16 protein-coding genes are annotated in these 15724 nt (G+C 40.7%); 4 read left to right on the top strand and 12 right to left on the bottom strand.

What is annotated here, in order from left to right; translation table 11 throughout:
• Positions 1-9: 9 nt before the first annotated feature.
• From F885_RS05190 to F885_RS0120225, 4 genes are all read left to right on the top strand, one after another.
• On the top strand, positions 10-1305 hold the full coding sequence (locus F885_RS05190) for a Y-family DNA polymerase (protein ID WP_032859678.1): 1296 nt from the start codon (positions 10-12) through the stop codon (positions 1303-1305).
• 5 nt (positions 1306-1310) lie between these two features.
• Entirely contained in the window at positions 1311-1532 is a 222-nt protein-coding gene (locus F885_RS05195) for a hypothetical protein (RefSeq protein ID WP_005321369.1), read from the top strand.
• Positions 1532-2179, top strand: a complete 648-nt coding sequence (locus tag F885_RS21285) for a hypothetical protein (RefSeq protein WP_005321366.1) — start codon at positions 1532-1534, stop codon at positions 2177-2179. The genes F885_RS05195 and F885_RS21285 overlap by 1 nt, the downstream gene beginning before the upstream one ends.
• Positions 2180-2375: 196 nt before the next feature.
• Positions 2376-2726 (top strand): HNH endonuclease, encoded by a 351-nt coding sequence (locus tag F885_RS0120225; RefSeq protein ID WP_032859735.1) that lies wholly within the window; start codon positions 2376-2378, stop codon positions 2724-2726.
• 171 nt (positions 2727-2897) lie between these two features.
• Here F885_RS0120225 and F885_RS05200 read toward each other — a convergent pair whose 3' ends face one another.
• From F885_RS05200 to F885_RS05255, 12 genes are read right to left on the bottom strand one after another with little or no spacing between them, the layout of a single operon-like run.
• A complete protein-coding gene (locus F885_RS05200) occupies positions 2898-3266 on the bottom strand; it encodes a hypothetical protein (RefSeq protein WP_005321363.1) in 369 nt (122 codons plus the stop codon).
• Positions 3266-3775, bottom strand: coding sequence for an endolysin LysAB3 (locus F885_RS05205; protein ID WP_005321360.1), 510 nt, complete (start codon positions 3773-3775; stop codon positions 3266-3268). Before F885_RS05205 ends, F885_RS05200 begins: the two co-directional genes overlap by 1 nt.
• The gene (locus tag F885_RS05210) at positions 3759-4043 is read right to left on the bottom strand and encodes a phage holin family protein (protein ID WP_005144990.1); all 285 of its coding nucleotides are present in this window, start codon (positions 4041-4043) and stop codon (positions 3759-3761) included. The genes F885_RS05205 and F885_RS05210 overlap by 17 nt, the downstream gene beginning before the upstream one ends.
• 57 nt (positions 4044-4100) lie before the next feature.
• On the bottom strand, positions 4101-4331 hold the full coding sequence (locus tag F885_RS05215) for a hypothetical protein (RefSeq protein WP_005321358.1): 231 nt from the start codon (positions 4329-4331) through the stop codon (positions 4101-4103).
• A complete protein-coding gene (locus F885_RS05220; protein ID WP_005321356.1) occupies positions 4324-6348 on the bottom strand; it encodes a hypothetical protein in 2025 nt (674 codons plus the stop codon). The genes F885_RS05215 and F885_RS05220 overlap by 8 nt, the downstream gene beginning before the upstream one ends.
• A 12-nt stretch (positions 6349-6360) precedes the next feature.
• Positions 6361-6756: a hypothetical protein gene (locus F885_RS05225; protein ID WP_005321353.1), complete on the bottom strand. Its 396-nt coding sequence runs from the start codon at positions 6754-6756 to the stop codon at positions 6361-6363.
• Entirely contained in the window at positions 6753-7055 is a 303-nt protein-coding gene (locus F885_RS05230) for a hypothetical protein (protein ID WP_005321352.1), read from the bottom strand. Before F885_RS05230 ends, F885_RS05225 begins: the two co-directional genes overlap by 4 nt.
• On the bottom strand, positions 7052-8311 hold the full coding sequence (locus tag F885_RS05235) for a hypothetical protein (protein WP_005321349.1): 1260 nt from the start codon (positions 8309-8311) through the stop codon (positions 7052-7054). Before F885_RS05235 ends, F885_RS05230 begins: the two co-directional genes overlap by 4 nt.
• A 58-nt stretch (positions 8312-8369) precedes the next feature.
• The gene (locus tag F885_RS05240; protein WP_005321348.1) at positions 8370-9983 is read right to left on the bottom strand and encodes a hypothetical protein; all 1614 of its coding nucleotides are present in this window, start codon (positions 9981-9983) and stop codon (positions 8370-8372) included.
• 2 nt (positions 9984-9985) lie between these two features.
• Positions 9986-11944 (bottom strand): hypothetical protein, encoded by a 1959-nt coding sequence (locus F885_RS05245; protein WP_005321347.1) that lies wholly within the window; start codon positions 11942-11944, stop codon positions 9986-9988.
• Entirely contained in the window at positions 11934-12350 is a 417-nt protein-coding gene (locus F885_RS05250; RefSeq protein ID WP_005321346.1) for a hypothetical protein, read from the bottom strand. The genes F885_RS05245 and F885_RS05250 overlap by 11 nt, the downstream gene beginning before the upstream one ends.
• Positions 12350-15706 carry a tape measure protein gene (locus F885_RS05255; protein ID WP_005321345.1) on the bottom strand — a complete coding sequence of 1119 codons (3357 nt, stop codon included), beginning with the start codon at positions 15704-15706 and terminating at the stop codon, positions 12350-12352. The genes F885_RS05250 and F885_RS05255 overlap by 1 nt, the downstream gene beginning before the upstream one ends.
• Positions 15707-15724 lie beyond the last annotated feature (18 nt).

The following is a 15724-nucleotide window of genomic DNA, read 5'->3' as shown; positions in this document are numbered from 1 at the left end:
GAATTAAAAATGAAAAGTAATACTCGCATATTCGCCTTGGTGGATGTGAATAACATGTACGTCTCGTGCGAACGTGTTTTTAATCCAAAACTAAATGATATCGGATGCATAGTCTTATCCAATAACGATGGCTGTGCCGTGGCCAGATCCAATGAAGCAAAAGCCCTTGGTATTAAAATGGGTGTACCTTTGTTCCAGATCCAAGACATTGTCCAAAAACATAACATTCAGGTTTTATCTAGCAACTACGCTCTATATGCAGAAATGTCACGGCGTTTTATGTTGATGCTTGGCCAGTACGTCGCGCCAGGAGAGCAAGAAATTTATAGTATTGATGAATGTTTCATAGAATTAACAACTTACGCCAAAAACTATGATCTTACCGCATACACTCATGAAATGAGAATGAAGGCTCAGCAATGGCTTGGATTGCCCTGTTGTATTGGTATTGGTCGCTCCAAAACTGAGGCGAAAATAGCAAATCATATTGCAAAGAAAAATAAGTATTTTAACGGTGTATGTAATTTAGCAGAGATGGACCCATGTTCTGCAGAGCAGTTACTTGCACAGGTGGATGTAGGCGAAGTCTGGGGTGTTGGCCGTCAGAACTGTAAGAAACTAAACTTAATGAATATTAAGTCTGTATTGGATCTGATTGAGTCAAACGCGAAAGAGATTAAAAAGTCTTTCTCAATTGTCATGGAAAAGACTGTCCGTGAATTACAGGGCGTTTCATGCATCGATATAGAAAATGAAAACCCATCAAAACAGCAAATTATAAGCAGCAGATCCTATGGTCAACCTGTATACGAGAAAGATGATATTAAATCATCGGTACGTTTGTTCGTGACTCGAGGCGTAGAAAGAATGCGTCATGACGGATCTATATGCAAGATGATTGGTGTATTCATTCAGACAGGTAAATTCAATAAAGATGAGCGTTATTCGCCGTATATCATTGTGCAAATGCCTGAGCATACAGATGATTTGTTAGAAATTACCAGGGCAGCAATGAAAGGAATCGATCAGATCTACAAGAAGGGATTTAAGTATAAAAAGGCTGGCATTGTTCTGCTCGAGCTGATTCCCAAGTCAAAATTTGTACCTGACTTATTCACAGACTATACACATCGAAATCAACGTGAAAAGCTTTCACAAACTATGGAAGCAATCAAAGAGAAATACGGAAAAGATCATGTGTCACTTGGCCTTTGCAATGACACCAAAGCCATATGGCAGATGAATCAAAACCGCCGCTCTCCCTCATATTTAACTAACTGGAACGAACTTTTTAGAATCGGGTAATCACTATGCATATTTTTAAATTATCGAACGAACAACTTGCACAGATCCTTATTCCTAAGCGGTTTGTGCCAGAAAAGCCTGCTGAATTAAAAGGAAAGAATGTCGAGTATGTTTTTGATAGTGAAGATAAGTTTGAATTAACTTATGATGAGCTCTTAGAAATAATTGGTAAAGCTCGATTAGCTGTACCGCAACTTATACCAGTGATTGGTACAGTGGGTGAATAATGAATAGTAATAAAAGTACTTTTTATGTGGTTCTGCTATGGGGTGTCGTCATTTATGCCGTTGCACTATTAACCTATTGCACCATGAAGAACGTGTTTAGCGCTTCAGCCGACTTTATATCTGCATTTGGATCAATTCTAGGTGCTTGTGGTGCTTTATTTGCTGCTTTCGTAGCTGCATATTTATTTAATGATTGGAGAGAAATACATAATCAAACAACATATAAAGAAATTTGCAATTCTACTTTTATTACTCAAAAACAACTAAATGTGAAATTAATATCTATCAACGATATTTTTAACAAAGCTAAAGATGATCACTGTATTGCTCCAAATAGATATGATACTCAAAAGATAGCTGATCTTATTGAAAAGGATATACAAAGTATTGGTGATTTACTAGCAGAGCTGCTTTACCAAATAGTGTATTTACAAAAACTCTCCGAAAAATTCAAAAATCAAACTGTTGATACAATGACGAATTTGATTTTGGATTACATGGAGTTAATGGACATTACTAGATATAAAGCTATGGCTGATCATTTAGAATTCTTAAGGAAAGAGTCAAATTTAAAAGATCAATGGGATGAAATTGAAGGGAAATTTCTTAATTTACTAGCTGAACATACTATATCAAAATTGAAATAGTTTGCCCTCTTTATAGGGCTTTTACGCATATACCGACATGAATGTTATTGTTGATTGACTATTGACCAATCCATAAAAATTAAATATTTTAAAGTTATGCCTAAGGGCATAGCTTATTCATTCCTTGCCTTGCAGATACTGGAATGGATATGTCACTAACTTTTTGTTAATGCATATTCATAATGTAGGTACTGCAATGTCTAAAAAATCTCAAAACACTCTTGTAAAGAACAGATCACATGCTTTCGATATTCAAGCAGGGCGATGTTTTTACTGTAATCAACCAATGTGGAAAACCCAACCTGAAAAATTCTGTAATCAATACAGAATTTCGCTTAAATATGCACAACTTCTAAAGTGTACTGCTGAGCATGTTATAGCACGTCAAGACGGCGGCTCAAATCAGCGTGTCAACATAGTTGCTGCATGTCTTCATTGCAATAAGACAAGACATAAAGCAAAAAACGCTTTGTCAGTTGAAAAATATAAAGCCAAAGTTATTCGGAGAATGGCCCAAAATAAATGGCACCCTATCCGATTGAGTTAGTGTTACCATTATTTATACAGCCCTCAATTGAGGGCTTTTCCAACTTTTATCCATGCATCTACTTTTGCAGCACATTCATTGCCTTTTGAAACAGTATCAACCGCCCAAAGAGCAACAACCTTTCCTATCCCATCATCCAGAGGGCTGAACTTATCACAAGGCTGCATTAAGTTAGCTGGAATCACGGGATTGTATAAGGCTGTTGATTTGCTGCAACCCGTCATCATCAATACAGCGATTGAGATAAATAGGACGCTCAACGATCTTTTGCACTGTACGTGTAACTGTTTCGACTTTTGTTCGTTGTTCTGACCTAAGCTTTTCATAATCAGCGCTCACTTTATTTACTTTGTCTTGCTGTTTGGCCAAAGCTTCAACTTGGGCTCGTTCAATTTTTTGGATCTGCTCATTGCACTTTTGATCAGCTTCTTTAAGCTGGCCAATCTTGTGATTGAGTAAAGCCAGTGTGATAACCAGAAAAAAAGCGAGAAACCCGATTATGATTTCTCGCCAAAATTTAGCTGCAATAATTAACCCCATCACTGAGCCTCCATACATTTCTTATGGCGCTCTAATTGACGAGTCCATACGCCATAGCAACGGTTTGAGCGAATTGAACAATCACGTTTTGCCACATATTTATATTTCAGCAATGAGTCACACGCAGCTTTATGATTGCCAGTTTTTAAGTTGCGAAGCATTGAAGAGTTCGCAAAAGCTGTTGTGCCGTACTGATATGAGAAGTCTAAGTAAACGTCATATTCAGCTTGGGATAATTTCACCCCCTTCAATGAATTCTTAAATGAGATCTCACGTTTGGCCACATCGTGACGTAACCACTTGTCCGCCGTTGCCCGTGTAATAGGTGGATCTGACATTTTTACGGCGGTACCATCAGGCTTGAAATTTGCACCATGACCTTGTGTAGGCCGATCACCAGGAACTGGGATTACAGGTTTAGCTGTGTACCCTTCATCTACTTTCACAGCCGTAAAAAAAGCCGCTGAAGCTGCCAATAAAAGGACTGAAACCTTAGTCTTGTTTTGCATTAATTTTCTCCAACCATGCTTTTTTCTCTAATTCGTGGATCTCTTGAGCACGCTTATCGTCTTTTCGCTTGTACCACCAACCAACTAGAAAGCTAAAAATACTGATTAAGAAACCGCCCAAACCAATTAATAAACCAATGGCCGTAATTGGATCTAACCCGAAAACTTTCCCCACAAATAACGCTCCACTTCCCCCAACTGCTGTTTTAGCTGCGCCAGATGTAACCGTTGCGCTAGCCTCTATGATGTTTTGTGCTTGCTCAGACACTTTCTTTCTCCAAAAAGAAAAAGCCGCAATTAAGCGGCTATTTTTATTTCATTAAGTCTATACTTCGATTTGATATACAACGCCCTCAGGCGCACTTCTCTTTATTTCATTTCCGCTGATATATACCTTTGCTCCTAAGTTAAAAACTGTGGCACTGGTACAAAGCACAAGCCCTGTACCATCTGCCACCAATACTTTGTAATTTGGATGATCTGCACTTTGAATGGTCCCGATGAACTCTGGTGTTTTGGGAAACATATCAAAGAGCCGGTTAAAAATATTACTCACGATTCACCCTCTCAATTGATACGGTTTGATTCACAATCTTATGAGTGAATGAACCGCTGACACCATCAACAATGCCCCACCAGTCGCCGTTAAAAGCAACAAGCTCACCAGGTAAACACAAGCCAATTTGCTGGGTAATTGGCATAAGCAAACTATGATTCTCTACAAGCCCAGCTTTGGCCAGTACTTCACGGCCTTTGCTATGCATCACCGTAGTTGATGTTAGCAATGGGCTATTAATCGATTCTTGAAGTACATCACCTGCAGTACCTATGCGTTTGACATGTCCTGTATCACCGTTGCGGTCGTTAGTAAGGAATACGCCGTTGTAGTCTGGATATGGCTCATAGTTTGTAGATTGATCTGTGACAATGCTTTCAGGGATTACACGATCATATTCATCGATCGCTATTGAATCCCACCAAGTCTTTTTATAGCGAGGTTTGATCGTCAGTGTATGGCTTGCTGGTTCGCTGTAAATAAAGCCTCCTGCCGCCTCTACAATCAATTTGATCGCTGCTATCGGCGTCAGATTTGAATAGCTCAAGCTCTCAGGCGGTAAGATCCAGCCAAGCGCATCAATTAATTCCCAGTTCAACACAACATTGCTATTCACACGGTCCAGCTCAGCTTGGGCCAATTGAACAGATGAACGTTCATTTTCTTGAGTGAATGATCTCGTTGGAGAGGCTGGAGCGTCTAGTAACGCTGTTGGACTGCGACCAGATAGCTTATAAACTTCCTTACCGAATTGCTTTGAGCGAGTAATGTCCCCAAGCAACATCCGGTGCTCATTGCCATTGATCATGATTTTCAAGATCACCGGCTTTCCATCGATCGGCTCTGTTTTCGACTTTTCATAAAACGGGATCGATAAATTATAGGACCAACTCCAGCTGCTGCGATCGGTGCTGTAGTCGCCACTGTAAATCTGGATTTCTTGCCCGTTGTCTAACCGGGTTACTTTGATTTCATTCACGATATACCACCAGTCAACGGGTGCTAATTTCGGTAAGCACTCATCTGCACCAAAATTTAAAATGACGTTGTGCGCATCAATGTCATGACACAAACAAATAAAATTAAGATCAGGTGATCCAACATATTCAGGCTTTGGTTGTGGATCGATTGGATCAACATTTGATTTGCGGTAATAGACTGCCCTTGCCACTTCCCAAGGGATTGAATCAGCTGTGACCAGTTCCAAGCCTTTGTCATGGATGAAGGTGAACCGCTTTTCAAACACGGCAGCGACTTCATGACTAAACGTAATTTTCTTACGCTTTCTAATCATTTCACCCCAAGCAGTTTGACGGTTGATCAGGAACTTCTCAGATTCTTCAAATGCCAAAGTGTGAGCTATGAATCTTTTATCGTTTTCCTGCCAAACCAATTCATAATCGTTTAAAAGATGAGTGCATTCATCAAACACCAACCGAACAGAACGTTGCAGTGTGTTTGCCTTATCGAAGCCATCTAAGACGGCATTCGAAATCGTCAAACTACGTTCAAAAATAAAGGCGCTGTTATGCGCCTTAGAAATCGGTTTGCCAAATCTAATATGATTGTCTATTAAAGCTGGTAAAGATCTTTGATATCCCAAAACACTTAAATGACTTAAACCAAATGCTGAATTGATATCAAAACGCGCATTAATGAGAGCATTGGGTCTAGTTTCAATCACTGCTTCAACACTGCACGATTGATTCACAACAACCGCGTAAATCTCTGCATCAAAACTATTGTTGATAAATGCAGCTACTTGAGCAGATTCACCCCTAATTACAACAATATCAGCCTCAAATGCAGTTTGAACTGCTGCATTGACTGAATTGTAAGTGTGTTGAGTTGCAACAATTTCAGCTGTAAATGTTGTTGCGATGACGGCATTAACACTTACATTGACTTGCTCATCAACCCCAAAATTCAAGACAAGATTGTGTGAATCAATTGATCCAAGCTCATCCTTAAAATTTAGACTGACATTGTGGGCATCAGGCGGAATGTAGTTCGACACATGCACACCTCTTTATGTTGTCGGTTTCAATACAAAAGAATTGACCATTAATGTGCTGCCCAACGCAAGATTGGACTGCGCAAGCGTAATCTCAGTACCCACTGCAAAATCAGCAACCGCATCACCATTCCCATTATATAAACGTGCCCATAGCGCCGTGCCTGCTTTTATTACCAAAGCTGCATCAGTCTGCTGAAGCTCAATACCATCTACATTCAATTGTTTGAAACAGGGCTTTGGGAGAGTCAGTGTGACTAGCTTTGCCTCAGGATCTGCTGCAACATTCACTGATGCAGGTTTAGTATTGTCATAAAAAATAAAGGTAGCATTATTGCTACCTGTATCTAAAAAATTAGCCAGTGCTTGAAGTTGCGCCAAGCCTGCAGCTAAAGAAGGAATCACACTCATTTTGGCACCACCTGATCCTGTATGACTGCGTTGTATTGCTTCTTATTGTCAAAAGCAACAATGAAACAAGCAACTGAATTATTTAACCCTAAAAATTGATAATCCCCATTCTCACTCGGCTTTGTGATTCCAATTGGTGTTAAATTACTTTTGTTATAAAGAACAATGGTTGCATCACTATAATTACTACCAAGTTTTTTTGTCGTACCTTTAATATCTGCAACGGTCGTGTTTACGCCAAACCCCAAATTCTGCAACAAAGCATTTGAGTGAAGTGTCATTCGTGAACATGGTTTCATTCAAGCTCTCCTAGGTAAAACAGCAAACTACCCGCATCCGAAGGGCCGCCTGCGTAGACACTATCATATATATACATACTTTTATCTTGCAAACTTGCTGTCGTTGAGCTTGGTGACGCACTATTTCCGTTGTATGCCACATGCTTAAGTGTGCCTCTTAAGTATTTCAGGCTATCTGAAAATGCTATTTCCAATGCTGCAATTGAATTAGCACTGTAAATACCACTGAATCCAGAAGAATAATCCGGCAACACAGGATTTGCTGAAACATGATTAGAAACTCTATTGGCTTCAGTAAATCTTGGAACAATAAATTGTGCTGCTCCACTACTTACAACAAGAGGGTCACCAAAGTTCTCAGTTGCCTGATAATTTGTCGATGCATTACTGGTTGAAAATCGAGACATTAAAAACCATGCAGGTATAACATCACTCTTCAAACAGCTATTAAATAACCCCGCCCCATAAATTCGCTTCATTGTCGCTGTTGTACCAAAAGGCATAACCATATAAAAAGCATCATTGTCACCAACAAGAGTAAAGTTGCGGTTACCATTTGATGGGGTACTTACATCTGAATAATTTTGATTCACGTTATTTATACGTGCCCAAGTCCATCTGCTCCATCCTCTGACAACAGTACTACCCGATCCAGATATACTGTAATTTAATTTTAAATTTGATGTGGATAGTGGCAACTGCAAAACATCTGGGTTTTCGTAATCATCAATATGCGTCATGTTTTCAAGTAAACCCACCATTGCATATTTTGCATATGTAGATGTATAGCTATTTGTACCATCGGAAATAGTCTCATCTACACGTATGAATGGGTGCGCTGACGTTGGACTCTTTGAACGATATACACGCTTAACATCATTCGCATCACGAAAAATAATGTCATACCCAAGTGCTGCTAACTTCGCTGATCCATTTGCGGTTATTGACTGGCCTGACAATTCTGCCTTAAGAGTCATTTGTGTTGAGGTAGGTAATCCTTTGATTCGATATTTTCCGTTGATGTTTGATGGTGAGAACCCTGTCAATTCAACAATCTGAAACAACACTGCATTATGGGCAGCAAAGAACGTTAAATTAATATCACCATTTGCATCAATATTGGCACTTGTAACACTGGCAAAAGGCAAGCCATTCACAAGACAAGTATCTAACAAACGGATTAAATCACCCCAGTTATTACCTAACGTAATGCCATTAAGATGACTAAAAAATTGAACATTTACATCGGTCGCCATAATTATTTACTCAATAAAAAAGGCTGCAAATGCAGCCCTTAAGGTTTGATAGTTTTGTTTAGATATCCCGATCAATATCACCACGGAACATGATTTGAAAGTTATCGCTTAAGACTGTGGGCTCAGACTGTTTCACTGTCCGGATACACCAGACTGGATACATTGCAGCAATAGTGTTAAAGCGAAGAACATTATTCGGAGTCCAGCCGGTACCCCAGCCTTCTTTTTTAATTACAAAATAAGGTTCACCTGTAATCGGGTTAATCGGCCTACAGTCAGCTGTGGTTGTTCCTGTCCCAATCTGCCCAGACACTTCACCGATGATCCTGAATGTTGAAATATCAGTAAAAACTAATGCCCATCGGTCTTGAATGGAACCCTTATTTGTTACTTCGAAAGGATAAAGCGCATCATTGTAATTTGCCGATATTAAGCCACCACTTGGCACATCAGCCCAGACATTGTTCCATGTGCCTTGAACGAACTTTGATGTATAGCGGCTGAACATATCACCCATGACAAGTGCTGAACCGACAATTGAATTATCAGCATCATAGTTATGTGTCACCGGCTTGGTTAAAGTAATTTGCCCGCTAATCTGTACATCATTGATCAATCCCATATCTTGATAGCGATATGCTGCAGATATCGGCGGTACCAGACTATTCAAAGCAAAATCACCACTTAAAGTGGCTTTACCAAAGTCATAGTCAACTACATACATGTCATACGGAACTTTAACGCCATTGCTATCCTCAAGCTCACACCAGGATATACGCTGATCGTCTAGCTGGTATGTTTGCCCAGCAACATGGCTTGGTAATTCCTGTTTTTTAGATGAAGCAATTACCCCAATGTCACCCACCCGGAAAATGGGTACACGTCCATCTGCAGGTAAACGAGTGGCAGACAATCCCAGAATTTCAGAATCAAGAGGAATGTATGTATAGGCCACGGCGTTATAGCGTACGCTCGTTGCATCAATCCAGTACGGCGCATTGACCCATACAGTATTCCCACCATCTGTGTAGTCCAGTAAAGGGTCATACCAAGGCTCATTCACAATTTCAGGATGATCAGACTTTTTGGTTTTCTTATAGAAATAAATATCTATAAAGCCTGTTTCGTAGTTAATAGAACCATGTGCCTCATCAGTTTCGATAATACCTGCTTCATTGGCTGTTAATGTCAGTTGCCCCCCTGTCATAGCAGCCACAACAATTGTTAAAGAACCAGGGCGAATTGGGATGGTCGGTGTGCGAAAGCTCACATGATGAATTGGTAACATGTCTGTCGTTGTTGTTAAAGCTTGCAACGTCAGTTGATTGTCAACGTTTGGTGTCCATGTATCAAACTCGGCAATACCGGTACCATATTGGATTGTGCCCGATTGCGTGCCACTTCCCGTGGCACTTTCAACATTACGATACAGTAAACCAGTGCGATCAATAAACGTATCTGCTCCAAGCTTGAATCGTACAGAATTAGATAAAATTTGCTCATCAAATCCTTGTGTCAAATCAAACTTAAGCTTGTCTGCAGTCACCGTAGTTGAACTGCTTCCCGTGCCTGATGTGTCACGATATTTGACTTGAATTGTCGTTGTATCAAAGGCCTTTAAAGTGATTTGTGATGGTACAACTTCTGATGTCTGCGGAAGATAAAAGCTCATGATCACCCCGTATAGAAAATGATAGGTGTATACACTGTGGTGTAAATCGTTTTTTGCATTGTGGGTGTGACTTCACAAGCGCCAGTCGCATAAATGATGGTACCCATAACCGTTCCAAAATCATCGACTAGATTTCCAGTGGTCCCATTAATTGGCACATCATGCAAACTCACTATCCCTTCAGCTGCTGCACCAACTGCTTTTGCTAATGGGATTTCTAAGCCCACTGAACTCGGCTGAATTGCTGCGCCAGTACCAATGTTAAACATCAACTTGTTATTGGCATCTGGTGATGAGTTCTTAGTCTGTGATTTACCTTCGCCGTAGTTATACGAGATTGTGAAAACCGTGCTCTTTTGCGGTAATTTCTTAGGGATGATCCGACCTTTACCATTGTTAAACGTCATTGAACCGATTGCATCACCTGTGAATTGGCCCGAACTGTTAGTCGTTGCTGTTTTCTCAACGCCGTCCAACATCCAAGTTACTGTCGCGCTAGAAATCCCATTATGAAATAACTGAAAATCTAACCCTGCAGGTAATACTGGTAAATCAGCTCTGGCAAAAGTTGTTATCGGACTACCCCATTGCAATAGAATTGGCGTTCCCACATCAGGCAAGGCACCTGTGGTCAATAACCACGTCCCCGTTGTATAGCTTATAGATCCACTGCCAATAGATTCTGTTGCCGCAACTAATCGCCCTGTTCCATTGTCTTTAAGCACATAGAATTTACCCTGTGACATAAACGAGATACTTAATGCACCTGGCGCAGGAATTGGAGTTAATACCCCAGTCCAGTTGGTACCTTGATTCGCGGCAGTAACATGTAGTGCAAATGATTCAAACGGTTGAACTGGCGCAGATGCGGGTGTGAATACCACATTGATGATTGCATTGCCTGTACCAATAGCATTGGTCCACACAATGCGACCAGTTTGATAGTCAATGCTACCAACTTGTGTACCAGTCGGATTTCGCAATGTTCCGCCGTTATCAGAAATGGATTGGCCAAAAAGCGTGAACGAAATAGAACCAGGTAAAACACTTGAGCCAAGATACAAAGCCTGCCCTGTGTTTACGTTAGTTGTGTACTGAACATTGATTGTTCCTGAGTTACCCGCGACTAACGCCGGATTTTCACTTACAGCATTAAGATCGAGTAACGGCGTTTCAGTCTGCGAAGATGGGATTAATTGAGAAAACATTGTCTTGGCAGGGATTGTAAAACTACCAATGCCCACGTCTTCAGCTAGATCCACACTGGCATAATAGATACCGGCATCAGCAACTACGGTGTCTCTAATCGTTGTTGCTGGTTTAACATTGTTGTACCACTGCGTAGCAGATACACCCACGAAATCCCGTGCTAATGGATCTTTAAAACCATAAGTTGCAATCTTGTACTCAATATTCGAGTTGTTTACACGTACAAACGCCGTTCTGGTCTCTACACTCGTTAAGCGAACGTATTGAGCAAACTCATTTACGGTACCTTCACTCACCACAAGAACAAGAGTGTCACCAACGGAGTTCTCGGACTCATTTGTTGCCATGGCAACTTGAATTGCTTTCATTGCTGCATATGCAGTATCAAGTAAGGAACCGACAGCTTGAGCACCTTTAGCAAGATAACTTTCTACTCGGTTTTGTGCTGAATCACGGGTATCTGTATGTGAACGTGTGCTAAACAATAATGCTGATACGTTCGGATCGTCTGGATTCTTCGAGACAAATACAGTTGAACCCATCAACGACTCAGTATCATTGTTATTCAATCCTGCGTAGATCTTTCGCATCGATACACGGCCCATGGTGCGGTCCAGTTCCGATACATCAGGAAAAAGGTTATTACTTTCGCCGTCAACAACAACTTGGCCAGAGTATTTACCACCGCCGTCTGGTGTATCAGTCAAACGCTGAGACTTGTATAAAACTAAGTTTTTCGTTTCAACCGACATTTGGCACCTCTAAAAATTTAAGGGTGACTTTGTAATAGTCACCCTCTGAAACTGTTGGAATTCCTTTGACTGGCTCGGCATTAATAGCGCCTTCCTGATGATTGAAAATCACATTGAATTGGCGTGTGTCATGTGGATATTCAAAGATCAAAGTAAATTGCTCATCTTGCAAAGCCGACCAGTCTTGAATCACTGATAAAACTGAGCGCTTAATCCACCCTTGGTTATCTGGTGGCGTTAATGTGATTGGTCGACCTGATTTCTTTTTACCTTCCTGTACAATCAGTGTCCCATCAACGGCGAATTCTTGATTTTGTTCAATCGGCTTCCAAGCAAATTCATCAGACCATAAAAAACCGTCCTCTAATGGGACGGTTTCACTGGTTAAATTGCGTTTTAGTCTCATCACATCCTCTTTTTTGCTTGTTCCAATTGATTAAAGAAGTTATTCACCAAGTCTTGTTGTGATGGATCTCCATCTAGCTCAATAACATTCCCATCGAACTCAAAACGATAAACTTGGGTTTTAGGGTTAGGTGGATTGATATCGGAAGCGCTAGGCATCTTAGGCGCCTCAATAGACGGCGCTTTAATATTTGGAACTGAAACCGAGCTACCACCATATCCAGATTTCTTACCCTCCCAATATGCTAGGGTATCATCCATCTTTTTCAAAAGCGGCGCACTGTAATCAATGACAGAGCCACTTTGTAGAGCTTTCTGATAAGCAAAATACATTGCATCTTTTGACTCTTTAGCCTTGCTTCTGGCTTCACCAGCATTCATCCCAGCTGCAATCAAACGCTTTTCATAGTCTGCAACTTTGGCATTCATATCATCCATGGCCTGACCAAGTCCTTTAGCAGACGAAGCTGATTGTGCCTTACGCTCAGCATCGATCTTTTTCATCGCTGCTTCCCACTCATCCGCCGTGCTTTGAGCTTCTTCACGGGCAACCCTGCCAAGTTCACGGAATCCTTGTGAAGCAGATCCACGCGCCGATTCACCAACGTTGTAAAGTGCATCAACAATCTCTTGAGTCGACTTCACAGATGATTTACCTGTTTCATCGATCTGAGCTTGCAGCCCAACAGATGCGCCTTGAGCCTTAGCATTTGCAATGACAGCTTGATCACCGGATGCGGCAGCCGCTTGCATCACACGTTCATAGGCTTGTTTAAGGCCATCTGATGTTGCTTGGCCACTAGCTTTCATTGTGTTGAAGTCTGCAATTGCTGATTGCGCAGCAAGTTTTAATTGCTCTTTGGTTTTGACTCCAAGGCGCTCAAATGCTTTGCCGACCTCATCGAGATCATCAGGTAATTTGGCAGTAGCTTGCTTAATAGCAAGGATACCCATTTCAACTTGTTTTGTAGAAATAACACCTTGTTTCTCAAACTCTAATAGCTTGGCTTTCGCTGCATCTATTTCAGCGGGGCTTTTGGCTGTTGCAAGCCATTTTGACCAAGCTTGGTAAATTAAACCTACTGCCTCTTCTCCCTTTACCCCTAGGGTCTGAAGCTGAACGGAAAGATTATTTACACTTTCTTGCAGTTCAATAAATTTCGGAGATAATTCCTCAACAGCTGCAAATAAATTTATCCCTAAGGCTTCAGCTGATTTCGAAGCAGCTATAAATTCAGGATTAATGTCTTTTGCTTTAGATTTCAAGACAATTAAACCCTGTTCAACTTGTGATAATGAAATAACACCATCTTCACCAAATTGTTTAATTTTTTCACTTGCAAGGTCAATATCTGCTGTGTTCTTCGCTTTTTCTAGCCACTTTAGCCATGCACGATATATTAAATCTCCCGCTCTTTCCCCAGTTATCCCAGATGCTTCAAGACCTTTAGTGAAATTCAAAATAATTGATTCCGAACTCTTAAAAGTATCCGAAACTTTTTCACTATAAGCCTCTAGATCAATGCCGAGTGTAGATGCTGCTTTACGAGTATCATCAATTAATTTTTGACTTGATAATGCAGTGGTTGATCCAGCCTCTTCCATTGCTTTAACAATTGCCTTACCTGTTTTATCAAACTCAACTGCCAGCCCTTGAGCAGCCATGGCATTGTTAATTAATTTTTGAGTACTTTCATCAATTGCCATACCGCTAATATGCATACCATTGATTACAGCATCTGAACTGACCCCTGCAGCCTTTACTTGAGCATCAGCCCAAATTTGAGCAGCCTTAACTTTTTCATCAGTGATTTTCTGACTTTCAGCTTGATATTCCTTTTCTTTCTTATCGAGATCAGCCAAACCTTTCAAAGCAGCATCAATCGCACCTTGATCTCCCGCTTTTCTGCCGTCCAATAATTGTTGCTGTAACTTAATACGCTCATCACTAATAATTTTGTATGCAGTTACATGATTTTTTTCTTGGGCTAATAATTCATTAAGTGTTTTCTGGTTGATCGCAATAGATTCTGCATTCTTCTCATCCTGAGTTAAGCTAATCTGACGGATTGCTTCTACACCTGAAGATTTAAATTCCATTGCAGCATCGGCGGATTTCTTATAATGCTTTTGGGCTTCCTTACTTAATTCCTCAAAGTCTTTCTGTGCTTGTGCTGATGTATCGCCGAAAGTAATTTTAGACTTCCAATAGCTAAATGCTGCCGCTGCATCATAAGCCCCACCAATGATTAAATTGATTCCAATATTTATTGCTTTAAAACCATCATTTAAGAAGCCAAAAACGACATTTACAGCTTGAAGCGCTTTAGTAAACCCATTGGTTTTGTCAGCAGCAGAGTCAATTCCACTTGAAAAATTGAATATTTGACCAAGTGCAGTATTTAAAACATCAACAGTAGATTCAAAAACTGTTCCGACAGTTGATCCAAGTGACTTAATTGCATCGTATGCAGACAATAAAGAAGTTTTTAGGGCTTCAATTGTTGCAGGATCAATCTTTTTAAGTTGATCACCAAACCATACAAATCCTGCACCAATATCCTTTAGAAGTACTTCTACAATGTCTAAGTTATCAGCAAGCAATGAAAGCCAAGATGCAACTGTAGATGATGCTCCGCTTGCTTGATCCATTGAACCGATAACGATTTGCCATTGTGTAGCAATCTTTTGCAAAGCATTCCCAATAGTGTTTGGCAATTCAGCATAAGCTTCTTCTATTGCGCCCTTTTGGCCTTCTAATGCTTTCAGTACTCGTTCTGCACCAAGTTCGCCGTTCTCGGCCATTTTACGGAGTTCACCAGTTGTAACACCTAACCCCTTGGCTAAAGCTTCTGCTAAACCGTAGCCATTCTCCATCATGGAGTTAAATTCTTCCCCTCGCAAAACCCCGCCTTGCATGGCTTGAATAAATTGCTGTACCGCTGCTTCAGAACCTTGTACAGATCCACCACCTAATTTAATGGCTTGAGTTACTGTTTTGGTTAAATCCAATGCCTGTTGCTGTGTCATACCCATATCTTTAGATACGGTATTTAACTTTGTGAAAAGTTCAGCTGTCGAATCTAAGCTTGAATTTGTTGTTAAGGCAATTTGATGAACACCTGCAATTGCAGTAGTAAAATTACCTGTTTCCTTAGTGGACAACTGTATACGTGCGGACAGGTTCGCATAGCTATCTGCAGCCTCTGCAAGCTCTTTAACCCCTAAGCCGACACCTAAGGCAGCCATGGCACCAACAAGCGCATTTACGGCGAATTTTGCGCCGTTTATTCCCTGATCGAAACCTGTGGTATTAGCTCGCAAATTAAGTAAAAAATCTAAACTGTTAGTCGCCATTTTATTAACCTTCAGATG

This window comes from Acinetobacter higginsii, assembly GCF_000369845.1.
Classification (GTDB): domain Bacteria; phylum Pseudomonadota; class Gammaproteobacteria; order Pseudomonadales; family Moraxellaceae; genus Acinetobacter; species Acinetobacter higginsii.
The sequence above is the reverse complement of the archived record's forward strand: the minus strand, read 5'-3'. Positions and strand labels throughout refer to the sequence as shown.

What these genes read in the sequence shown, in the direction of transcription:
- F885_RS05250 (WP_005321346.1), bottom strand. Translation starts at nt 12,350, where the DNA reads ATGAGACTAAAACGCAATTTAACCAGTGAAACCGTCCCATTAGAGGAC.
- F885_RS05190 (WP_032859678.1), top strand. Translation starts at nt 10, where the DNA reads ATGAAAAGTAATACTCGCATATTCGCCTTGGTGGATGTGAATAACATG.
- F885_RS05255 (WP_005321345.1), bottom strand. Translation starts at nt 15,706, where the DNA reads ATGGCGACTAACAGTTTAGATTTTTTACTTAATTTGCGAGCTAATACC.
- F885_RS05230 (WP_005321352.1), bottom strand. Translation starts at nt 7,055, where the DNA reads ATGAAACCATGTTCACGAATGACACTTCACTCAAATGCTTTGTTGCAG.
- F885_RS05205 (WP_005321360.1), bottom strand. Translation starts at nt 3,775, where the DNA reads ATGCAAAACAAGACTAAGGTTTCAGTCCTTTTATTGGCAGCTTCAGCG.
- F885_RS05235 (WP_005321349.1), bottom strand. Translation starts at nt 8,311, where the DNA reads ATGGCGACCGATGTAAATGTTCAATTTTTTAGTCATCTTAATGGCATT.
- F885_RS05225 (WP_005321353.1), bottom strand. Translation starts at nt 6,756, where the DNA reads ATGAGTGTGATTCCTTCTTTAGCTGCAGGCTTGGCGCAACTTCAAGCA.
- F885_RS0120225 (WP_032859735.1), top strand. Translation starts at nt 2,376, where the DNA reads ATGTCTAAAAAATCTCAAAACACTCTTGTAAAGAACAGATCACATGCT.
- F885_RS05200 (WP_005321363.1), bottom strand. Translation starts at nt 3,266, where the DNA reads ATGGGGTTAATTATTGCAGCTAAATTTTGGCGAGAAATCATAATCGGG.
- F885_RS05240 (WP_005321348.1), bottom strand. Translation starts at nt 9,983, where the DNA reads ATGAGCTTTTATCTTCCGCAGACATCAGAAGTTGTACCATCACAAATC.
- F885_RS21285 (WP_005321366.1), top strand. Translation starts at nt 1,532, where the DNA reads ATGAATAGTAATAAAAGTACTTTTTATGTGGTTCTGCTATGGGGTGTC.
- F885_RS05195 (WP_005321369.1), top strand. Translation starts at nt 1,311, where the DNA reads ATGCATATTTTTAAATTATCGAACGAACAACTTGCACAGATCCTTATT.
- F885_RS05245 (WP_005321347.1), bottom strand. Translation starts at nt 11,944, where the DNA reads ATGTCGGTTGAAACGAAAAACTTAGTTTTATACAAGTCTCAGCGTTTG.